Below are 8,697 nucleotides of genomic sequence, written 5' to 3' on the forward strand. Positions count from 1 at the left end.
TTTGCGATGGCAGGGCGCACCCCGCGACCAACCGGCGGGTCGAGCTGGGAGCCGCGCCCTGGCAGCGCAAATTCTGACGACCGATAAACAACACAGCCGAACTCACACGAGTCCGCTTTCGTAGGCGGCGATCACGAGCTGGGCGCGGTCACGGGCGCCGAGCTTGGCCAGCAGGTGCCCGATGTGGGTTTTCACGGTCGCCTGGCTGACGTGCAGGTGCGCGGTGATCTCGGTGTTGGAGAGCCCGCGTGCGATGAGCGTGAGCACCTCGCGTTCGCGGGCGGTCACCCCGGTGAGGTCGCGGGTGGCGCGCGGGGTCGTGCTGACCGCGAACTCGGAGATCAGCCGGCGGGTGACGCTGGGCGCGAGCAGTGCGTCGCCGCGCGCCACCACCGAGATGCCGCTGAGCAGTGTCGCCGGGGGCGTGTCCTTCAGCAGGAAGCCGCTCGCGCCCGCGCGCAAGGCCGCGTAGACGTACTCGTCGAGGTCGAACGTGGTGAGGATGAGGACGCGCGTCGCCGTTTCGCCGGAGCCGCAGATCCGCCGGGTGGCCTCGATTCCGTCCATTTCCGGCATCCGCACGTCCATCAGGACCACGTCGGGGCGTTCCTTCGCGGTGACTTCGACGGCTTCCGCCCCGTCGCCCGCTTCGCCGATGACCGTCAGCCCAGGGGTGGCGTTCACCAGCACCCGGAAGCTCGCGCGCAGCAACGCCTGGTCGTCGGCGATCAGCACGCGCACCTCGTCGGTCATCCGGGTTCCCCGTTCGTGGTCGAGAGCGTGGCGGACACGCGGAAGCCGCCGCCCGGAAGCGGTCCCGCGATCAGATCGCCGCCGTACAGCAGCGCCCGCTCGCGCATCCCGATCAGGCCGTGCCCGGCGCCCTCCACCGGGGTCCGCGCGCCGGTGCCGTTGTCGGTGACTTCGATCCGGACGGTATCGCCACCGCCGTCGACCAGCACCGAGCACCGCGCGGGCGCGGCGTGCTTCACCACGTTCGTCAGCGATTCTTGCACGATCCGGTACACCGACAGCCCGATCGCCTCCGGCAGGTCCGTCACATCGCGCATTTCGAGGTCGACCCGGACACCGCCGACCTCCGCGCGCTTCGCGAGCGCCGCCAGCGAGGACGGGCCCGGTGCGGGCGCCAGCTCGGCGGTGTCTCCGGTGCGCAGCACGCCGAGCATGCGGCGCAGGTCGGCGAGGCCGTCGCGGCTGGTGGCTTCGATGACCCGCAGCGCGTCGACAGCCTCCGCCGGGTTCTGCGCGGCGACGTGGTTCGCGACCGCCGCCTTCACCGCGATCAGGCTCATGCTGTGCGCCACCACGTCGTGCAGTTCGCGCGCGAGGCGGAGCCGCTCGTCGGCGAGCGCGCGTTCGGCGTCCCGTTCCGCGATCCGGGCCTGCTCCTGACGGCGCAGCCGCACCGCGAACCCGCTGCCCCACCCCACGAAGGAAACCAGCCAGGCCGCGGCCATGTAGCCGACGATGTCGGACATGTCCGCCCACAGCGGTCCCGGGGCGAGGTAGTGCCCGGTGAACAGCGCGGCGGCGGATCCGGCGGCGGCGAACCCGAGCGCGAGACCGGATCGCCGCGGTGGTTCGCGCAGCGCGACGAGGTACAGCACGAACCCGATGCCGAGGAACGGCTCGCGGATCATCTGGAGGTACACCGCCGCGGCCGAACCGGCGACCACCACGCCGATCGCGGCCAGCGGCCAGATCCGGCGCACCCCGATCGGCACCGCGACCGCCGCGGCGACGAGCCAGCCGAGCCACACCGGCCCGTCGTACGCGGGCTGCCCGTCGCCCGTCGCGGACACGGTGAAGGCGAGGTACACCAGGAACCACACGATGGCGGCGGCCACGTCCAGCGCGATGAGATGCACGCCGCGCGGCAGCCAGGACAGGTTCATGGCGTCACGGTAGCCGCGCGCGGGATGCCGCGCGTCGGACCGGCGTCGGTCATACCCAGGGCGGAGAGCGCCCCGGCGGACCAGGCCACTGTCCGATGTGGCCGGACCGGCCGGTGCCGTCGCCGGAGTAGGGAATTTCCTTCAGCGGCAAGGAAAAGAACCCGATCGCCTTAGGGAACTCAGACGTCCCGAAGGGCACCTTCGACGACCACACGGGGCGGGAAGCCTCAGGTGTACTCGGTGGCGAGTTCGGCGGCGCGGTCCCATACCGACCAGCCGATCTCGCGGCCGTCCAGCCGGGCTTCGAGCACTTCGAGCGCGGCGTGCCAGGCTCCGCTCATCTCGGGCGACTCCGCTCCTTCGCGCGATTCGAAAACGTCGGTGAACACCAGCAGGCACCCGCCGTCGCGTTCGGTCAGCTCGAACCGCAACGTCTCGTCGCCCCAGGTGTATTCGAGCGTGTCCGGCGGGTCCGACACGATGATCTCGCCCGAGGTCGGTTCGTGCCCGGGAAACGCGGTGAGCCGGAACGCGACCTTTTCGCCGGCCAGGCCGGTGAGGTCGGGATCAGCGGGGAACCACGCGCGGAGGTGCCCGGATTCGGTGAGCGCCCGCCAGACCTTTTCCCTGGGGTGCGCCAGAACGCGCTCGAACCGCAGCGCCGTCCGGCCGCCACCGGCCGGGATCAGCTTGCCGTGCATGGGTTTCCCTTCAGCGCGCGGTTTCGTCGTCGGACATTTCGTCGTCGGACATGGTGCCGAGGTGGCGCTCCAGTGCGTCGAGGCTGTCGTTCCACAGCCTGCGGTACGGCGCGAGCCAGTCGTCGATTTCGCGCAGCGGCTCGGTCCGCAGCCGGTACCACCGGCGCTGGGCGTCCTGGCGGACTTCGACGAACCCCGCCTCGCGGAGCACTTTCAGGTGTTTCGACACCGCGGGCTGGGTGAGGGTCAGCCGTTCGACGAGATCGCCGACGGGGCGCTCGCCCGTGCGCAGGATGTCGAGGATCTCGCGCCGCCGCGGTTCGGCCAGCACTTCGAACGTGGTTGCCATACGGGCAATATACCGTGCAGGATATATACCCTGCAAGGACGTGTCCGGAAAGCGAACTATGCGGGCCAAGTATTAATTTGCGCGCCACGCAAGTTTGTCGGTACCGTGACGACGTGACTGAGGGGAAGCGAGGGGAATCGTCCCTTCGTGAGTTCAAGAAGAATGCCGCGCGAGAAGCGTTGAGCCGGGCGGCCGTGCGACTGGTGGTGGAGCGCGGCCTCGAGAACGTCCGGGTCGAGGATATCGCCGCCGAGGTCGGCGTCTCGCCGCGCACGTTCAACAACTACTTCTCCAGCAAGGAGGAAGCCGTCTGCTCGGTCAGCGTCGACCGGCGGAGCCAGCTGCTCGACGCGCTGCGCGCCAGGCCGGAGGACGAACCCGTCATCGAAGCGGTGACGGGTGCGTTGCTGGGGCTCTGTGCCGCGGGCGCCCCTGACGTCGCCTACCTGGCGAGGGTCAGGGCGGCCACGCAGAACCCCGGCGTCTGGGGCGAGTACCTCAAGGCGCACGTCGCCGTCGAGGAGGCCATGACCGTGGAGATCGCGCGCCGCAGCGGCACCGATCCCGAAACCGATCTGTTCCCCCGGCTGCTCGCCGGTGCCGTGTCCAGCGCGATGCGGGTCGCCATCGGCCACTGGTCGGAGCAGGTGTGGCCGGGTTCCTTCTCCTCATTGGTCGCGCACGTGCTCGACCAGCTGCTCGCGGGCATGCCAGAGCCCGCCAAGACCGAGGAGCCCGGCGCGGCTCCGCAGCCGGCCGCCACCCGGTGACCGGCTCACCGCTCGTGAAGACAAGAGAGTCCCTGTGCTTATTCGACTGATGCGCACCTACGTGCGCCCCTACCGGAAACCCGTGGCGGCGCTGGTGGTGCTCCAGCTCATCCAGACGCTCGCCACGCTGTACCTGCCGACGCTCAACGCCGACATCATCGACAAGGGTGTCGTGCTCGGCGACATCGGCGAGATCATGAGCTACGGCGGCGTCATGCTCGCGGTCACCCTCGTGCAGATCGTCGCGTCGGTCGGCGCGGTCTACTTCGGCGCGCACGTCGCGATGGCGTTCGGCCGCGACGTCCGCGCCGGCATCTTCGACCGCGTGCAGGGCTTCTCGGCCCGCGAGGTCGGCCAGTTCGGCACGCCGTCGCTGATCACCCGCACCACCAACGACGTCCAGCAGGTGCAGATGCTGGTGGTCATGACGTTCACGCTGATGGTGTCCGCGCCGATCATGTGCGTCGGCGGCATCATCATGGCGCTCAACCAGGACGTCACGCTGTCCTCGCTGCTGCTGATCATCGTGCCGGTGCTCGCCGTGCTGGTCGGGCTCATCATCGCGCGGATGCGCCCGCTGTTCCGGCTCCTGCAGGAGCGCATCGACAAGATCAACGGGGTGCTGCGCGAGCAGATCACCGGGATCAGGGTGGTGCGCGCGTTCGTCAAGGACACCCACGAGCGCAAGCGGTTCGGCAAGGTCAACCGCGACGTGCTCGACGTGGGGCTCGGCGTCGGCAAGCTGATGGCGATGATGCCGCCGACGGTGATGCTGGTGATGAACGTGTCCAGCGTGGCGGTGCTGTGGTTCGGCGGGATGCGCATCGACAGCGGCGGGATCCAGGTCGGCGCGCTGACCGCGTTCCTCAGCTACCTGATGCAGATCCTGATGGCGGTCATGATGGCCACGTTCATGTTCGTCATGGTGCCGCGCGCGGAGGTGTCCGCGGAACGGATCCAGGAGGTGCTCGATACCGAGTCGAGCGTGCACCCGCCGGAGAACCCGGTCCGGCCCGCCGCGGTCACCGGCCTGCTCGAACTGTCCGACGTCGAGTTCCACTACCCGGGCGCGGAGGCGTCGGTGCTGCGGCACGTGAACCTGGTGGCGCGGCCCGGCGAGACCACCGCGATCATCGGCAGCACCGGCAGCGGGAAGACCACGCTGCTGAACCTGGTGCCGCGCCTGTTCGACGCGACCGGCGGCTCGGTGCTCGTCGACGGCGTCGACGTGCGCGAGCTCGACCCGGTGGTCCTGTCCGACGCGATCGGGTTCGTGCCGCAGAAGCCGTACCTGTTCTCGGGGACGGTGGCGACGAACCTCCGCTACGGAAAGCCGGACGCGACCGACGAAGACCTGTGGGACGCGCTGCGCGTGGCACAGGCGGCCGATTTCGTCGAGCGGATGCCCGACGGCCTCGACAGCCCGATCTCGCAGGGCGGCACCACGGTGTCGGGCGGGCAGCGCCAGCGCCTCGCGATCGCGAGGACGCTGGTGCGCAAGCCGAAGATCTACCTCTTCGACGACTCGTTCTCCGCGCTCGACTACGCCACGGACGCCGCGCTGCGCTCCGCCTTGCTGGGCCGGACCGCGGACGCGACGGTGGTGATCGTCGCGCAGCGCGTGAGCACGATCCGCCGCGCCGACCGGATCATCGTGCTCGACGAGGGCGCGGTCGTCGGCGACGGAACCCATGCGGAACTGATGGACGGCAACGAAACCTACCGGGAAATCGTGTTGTCGCAGCTCACCGAACAGGAGGCGGCATGAGTACGCCAGGGGGAACTCCGCGCGGGGGCGCGGGGGTGGCGACACCGGGCGTCGGCGAACGGGCCGTGCCCGCGCGGTCGCCCGGCACGGCACAGGCCACGCAACCGGGGCCGGGCCGGATGATGGCCGGCGGGATGCCCGCCGAGAAGTCGCTCGACTTCAAGGGATCGAGCCGCAGGCTGCTGCGGATGCTGCTGCCGCGGCGGGCGGCCGTGGCCGGGCTGATGGTGCTGGGCGCGCTCAGCGTGGTCATGTCCGTGGTCGGGCCGAAGATCCTCGGCGAGGCGACCGACCTGATCTTCGCCGGGTGGATCGGCAAGCAGCTTCCCGCGGGGTCGACGCAGGCCGAAGTGGTGGCGCAGCTGCGCGCGCAGGGCAAGGGCACGCAGGCGGACATCTTCGCCGCGATGGACCTGACGCCGGGGCACGGCATCGACTTCCACGCGGTGGGCATGGTGCTGCTGCTCGCGCTGGGGCTCTACGTGGCGTCGTCGTTGTTCACCCTGGTGCAGGGCAGGCTGACCACGACCGTCGTCCAGCACACCGTCTACGACCTGCGCGAGCAGGTGGAGAACAAGTTCGCGCGGCTGCCGCTGCGGTACTTCGACGGCCAGCCGCAGGGCGAGGTGCTCAGCCGCGTCACCAACGACATGGACAACCTGTCCCAGTCGCTGCAGCAGACGCTGAGCCAGATCGTCACGTCACTGCTGACGGTGGTCGGCGTGCTGGGGATGATGTTCTTCATTTCGCCGCTGCTCGCGTTGATCGCGCTGGTGAGCGTGCCGCTGTCGGTGTACGCGTCGGCGAAGATCGGCAAGCGCGCGCAGCCGAAGTTCATCCAGCAGTGGGCGACCACCGGCAAGCTGAACGGGCACATCGAGGAGATGTACACCGGGCACGCGCTGGTCAAGGTGTTCGGCAGGCAGCACGAGTCCGCGGAGATCTTCCGCGAGCACAACGAAAAGCTGTTCGAGTCGAGCTTCCGCGCCCAGTTCATCTCCGGGATCATCCAGCCGACGCTGATGTTCGTCGGGAACCTCAACTACGTGCTGGTCGCCGTGGTCGGCGGGCTGCGGGTGGCGTCGGGATCGCTGTCGATCGGTGACGTGCAGGCGTTCATCCAGTACTCGCGCCAGTTCAGCATGCCCATCACGCAGGTCGCGAGCATGGCGAACCTGCTGCAGTCCGGGGTCGCGTCGGCGGAGCGGATCTTCGCGCTCCTCGACGCCGACGAGCAGAGCGAGGACCCGGACAACGCGCCGCGGGCGAAGGTGGTGCGCGGCGAGGTCGAGTTCGACGAGGTCTCGTTCCGCTACGAGCCGGACCGCCCGCTGATCGACCACCTGTCGCTCAAGGTCCAGCCCGGCCAGACGGTGGCGATCGTCGGGCCGACCGGTGCGGGCAAGACGACGCTGGTCAACCTGCTGATGCGGTTCTACGAGATCACCGGCGGCCGGATCCTGCTCGACGGCGTCGACGTGTCGACGATGTCGCGCGAGGACCTGCGGGCGAAGACCGGCATGGTGCTGCAGGACGCCTGGCTCTTCGGCGGCACGATCGCGGAGAACATCGCCTACGGCGCCCCGGACGCGACGCACGAGCAGATCGTGGAGGCCGCGAAGGCCACCCACGTGGACCGGTTCGTGCGGACCCTGCCGGACGGGTACGACACGGTGATCGACGACGAGGGCGGCAACGTCAGCGCGGGCGAGAAGCAGCTGATCACGATCGCGCGGGCGTTCCTCGCGGAGCCCGCGATCCTCATCCTCGACGAGGCGACCAGCTCCGTCGACACCAGGACCGAGGTGCTGATCCAGCACGCGATGAACTCGCTGCGGACCGGCAGGACGAGTTTCGTGATCGCGCACCGGCTCTCCACCATCCGCGACGCGGACCTGATCCTGGTGATGGAGTCGGGCAGCATCGTCGAGCAGGGCACGCACGACGATCTGCTGAAGGCGGAAGGCGCGTACGCGCGCCTCTACCAGGCGCAGTTCGCCGAAGCGATGGCCGAGGTCGACTGAGCCGGGGGAACGAAGGGGCGGGTCCACAGTGGACCCGCCCCTTTTTTCGCGCCGTGTCTCCGTGTCTTCGGGCTTTCGGGCTTTCGTGTCTTCGGGCTTTCGCGTCCGGGGCCGAGCCTTGAGGTGTACGAACTATCCCCTTCGTGCGTCTCCTGTCAGGGGAGCCCCCGATTTCAACATTACCGCGCGGGACCGACAATTCCGGTTTCCCGCGTGGGGGCTTGGCGGCTCATTCGAGCCATTCGGTGACGAAGTGGTCGCTTTCGTGGATGTGCACGGCTTCGTAGACACCGGGGCCGAGCACCGTGAACCTGTGCGGGGTGTCGGCGGGGACCACGAGCACCTCGCCCGCGCCGCCATCGAATTCGCGGTCGCCGATCGTGAACCGGGCACTGCCCCGGATGATCACGAAGGTTTCCGCGTACGGGTGCTTGTGCAGGCGAGGGCCGGAGCCGATCTCGTCGGTGCTCTCCCGGATGATCGAGATACCGGACCCGACGTCGCGACCCTCGACGTTCTCGGTGACCGTGGGTTCCGTCATGGCCCCAGCCTAGTGCGCCGAACAGGCGTTTTCGGTGTTTCCGGCAACGAAGAGAGGAGCACGCCCCGGTTCGCGGGCGCGCGGTCCCTCCTGTTCCTGCCCTGAAGGACGCCTTCGGGGACTCTGACGCCGCGATCTCGGCCCTCGCGGGCACGCGACACGGCCGCGCCCATGCCCTGAAGGGCGCCTTCGCGGCGTCAGATTCCCTCTAGGTTCCCTTCGGGGCATGGGTGCGGGAGCAGGGCAAGAGGGGTGAGCTTGGGAAGTGCGGTGCGGTCACTGCAGGGCACCTTGGCGGCCTGGGACACGGCCATGCCCTGAAGGGCGCCTTCGGGGACTCTGACGCCGCGATCTCGCCCCTCGCGGGCACGCGACACGGCCGCGCCCATGCCCTGAAGGGCGCCTTCGCGGCGTCAGATTCCCTCTAGGTTCCCTTCGGGGCATGGGTGCGGAAGCAGGGCAAGAGGGGTGAGCTTGGGAAGTGCGGTGCGGTCACTGCAGGGCACCTTGGCGGCCTGCGAGACGGCCATGCCCTGAAGGGCGCCTTCGGGGACTCTGACGCCGCGATCTCGCCCCTCGCGGGCACGCGACACGGCCGCGCCCATGCCCTGAAGGGCGCCTTCGCGGC

At 69.3% G+C, this 8,697-nt stretch carries 8 protein-coding genes; 3 read left to right on the forward strand and 5 right to left on the reverse strand.

Features of this window, described 5'->3' with window-relative positions:
- Positions 1–102: 102 nt before the first annotated feature.
- From ABD256_RS40215 to ABD256_RS40230, 4 genes are all read right to left on the reverse strand, one after another.
- Positions 103–753 (reverse strand): response regulator, encoded by a 651-nt coding sequence (locus tag ABD256_RS40215; RefSeq protein WP_344430980.1) that lies wholly within the window; start codon positions 751–753, stop codon positions 103–105.
- A complete protein-coding gene (locus tag ABD256_RS40220; RefSeq protein ID WP_344430982.1) occupies positions 750–1,916 on the reverse strand; it encodes a sensor histidine kinase in 1,167 nt (388 codons plus the stop codon). Before ABD256_RS40220 ends, ABD256_RS40215 begins: the two co-directional genes overlap by 4 nt.
- Positions 1,917–2,143: 227 nt before the next feature.
- Positions 2,144–2,617 (reverse strand): SRPBCC domain-containing protein, encoded by a 474-nt coding sequence (locus tag ABD256_RS40225; protein WP_344430984.1) that lies wholly within the window; start codon positions 2,615–2,617, stop codon positions 2,144–2,146.
- Positions 2,618–2,627: 10 nt separating this feature from the next.
- The gene (locus ABD256_RS40230) at positions 2,628–2,966 is read right to left on the reverse strand and encodes an ArsR/SmtB family transcription factor (RefSeq protein ID WP_344430986.1); all 339 of its coding nucleotides are present in this window, start codon (positions 2,964–2,966) and stop codon (positions 2,628–2,630) included.
- Positions 2,967–3,079: 113 nt separating this feature from the next.
- Between ABD256_RS40230 and ABD256_RS40235 the strand changes: the two genes are divergently transcribed.
- Genes ABD256_RS40235 through ABD256_RS40245 form a run of 3 tightly spaced genes read left to right on the forward strand, consistent with a single transcriptional unit; the run spans position 3,080 to position 7,528 of the window.
- Complete coding sequence (locus ABD256_RS40235) at positions 3,080–3,736, forward strand: TetR/AcrR family transcriptional regulator (RefSeq protein ID WP_344430988.1); 657 nt, start codon at positions 3,080–3,082, stop codon at positions 3,734–3,736.
- 49 nt (positions 3,737–3,785) lie between these two features.
- Positions 3,786–5,504: an ABC transporter ATP-binding protein gene (locus tag ABD256_RS40240; RefSeq protein WP_425546601.1), complete on the forward strand. Its 1,719-nt coding sequence runs from the start codon at positions 3,786–3,788 to the stop codon at positions 5,502–5,504.
- Positions 5,501–7,528 (forward strand): ABC transporter ATP-binding protein, encoded by a 2,028-nt coding sequence (locus ABD256_RS40245; RefSeq protein ID WP_425546602.1) that lies wholly within the window; start codon positions 5,501–5,503, stop codon positions 7,526–7,528. Before ABD256_RS40240 ends, ABD256_RS40245 begins: the two co-directional genes overlap by 4 nt.
- 229 nt (positions 7,529–7,757) lie before the next feature.
- On the opposite strand, the gene ABD256_RS40250 is transcribed toward ABD256_RS40245, so the two are convergent.
- Positions 7,758–8,069, reverse strand: a complete 312-nt coding sequence (locus ABD256_RS40250; protein ID WP_344430992.1) for a cupin domain-containing protein — start codon at positions 8,067–8,069, stop codon at positions 7,758–7,760.
- Positions 8,070–8,697: the final 628 nt, after the last annotated feature.

This window comes from Amycolatopsis minnesotensis, assembly GCF_039529815.1.
In the GTDB taxonomy this organism is placed as follows: Bacteria; Actinomycetota; Actinomycetes; order Mycobacteriales; family Pseudonocardiaceae; genus Amycolatopsis; species Amycolatopsis minnesotensis.